Source organism: Protofrankia sp. Cr1 (genome assembly GCF_963555865.1).
GTDB lineage: Bacteria > Actinomycetota > Actinomycetes > Frankiales > Frankiaceae > Protofrankia.
This window is the reverse complement of sequence record NZ_CAUVXO010000057.1, coordinates 6,651-7,737: the sequence shown is the minus strand read 5'-3', so window position 1 is coordinate 7,737 and position 1,087 is coordinate 6,651. Positions and strand designations below refer to the sequence as shown.

The window sequence follows — 1,087 nt, the reverse complement described above, 5'->3', positions numbered from 1 at the left end:
GACATCGTGGCTACTTCGGCCGGGGCGGATACCTCCGCCGCAGCGGACACAGCGGCCGCGTACGACACCGCGATCAGGATGGCCGTCGATGCCTGGCGCAACCGGTGGCGCGGCCTGCGGGACTGGTTCCTGTCCGCCGACTCGCGCCATCCGTCGCAGGCCCGGTTGCTGCGCGGTGCAGCCATCACCGCGATCACCCAGCTTATCGACACCGTGGCTGCGCTCAACGAGCGCCGGTCCGGGCGGTCGGACCGATCGGCGGACTTCCGGGCACTGGCCCGCTGGTTCGCGCAGGCACCGGACGACGCCGGCGCCCACCGGCTGTGGCGGGCCGCGTTCGGCCTGACCCCGGCCCGGCATCTGACGGTCACCCAGGAGACGGTGGCGGCGTGGCAGGAGCACGAGCCGGCGCCGAGCACGCCGTGGCGCCAAGCGCCGCCCGTGCGCATCAGCCCGCAGTTGCGCAAGACCGGTTCCTATGAGCGGCGCGGCCAGCCCAACCGGGTCGCTGACCGCGCTGAGCAGCGCCGGTTCCTCGCCGAGCAGGCCGCGCGGGAAGCCGAACAGGTCGCGGCGGCCCGCGAACGCCTCGCCACCGTGCGACCGGTCCTGCTCTCCGAGCTCGGGGTACTCGACCGCCAGGCGTTCCGGCTGTTCCTCGGCGTGCTGTCAGACGCACTCTCGGCGCGGTTGCCGGGCGACTCAGAGGTGAATACCACCACCAGTGACGGCACCATGGAGATACGGTTGTCCCTTGTTCCCGACGGCGGTGTCGTGCGGATCGAGACCGCCGACGGTGTGCTGCACGGTCCGCAACATTTCGTTGAGATCATTGATCTGACCGCGATGCGGCGCCGGGTAGAGGTGGCGGTGTGAGAGTGGACGCCTTCGCCGATGAGGGCACAGCGCAGCGACGTAAGGCGCTGCGCATGTTGCTGGCCAAGCCGCTGCTCACCGCGGGCGCGGACGACGACGCGCTGCGGTTGATCCGCCAGCATGCGTCCGAGCTGCGCGAATGGCTAGCCGCCGAGACCGGCTGGCGACTGGTTGTGGACGCCGAGTCGGCGCGGCTGTTCAAGACGGCACC

2 protein-coding genes are annotated in these 1,087 nt (G+C 71.1%); both read left to right on the top strand.

The features are described from left to right. A partial coding sequence (locus tag U9980_RS07685; protein ID WP_322767302.1) for a TIGR02677 family protein occupies nt 1-876 on the top strand: 876 nt, incomplete at its 5' end. Beyond that, nucleotides 873-1,087 (top strand): DUF2398 family protein (locus U9980_RS07680; protein WP_322767301.1); only part of this gene is annotated, 215 nt, incomplete at its 3' end. The genes U9980_RS07685 and U9980_RS07680, both read left to right, overlap by 4 nt.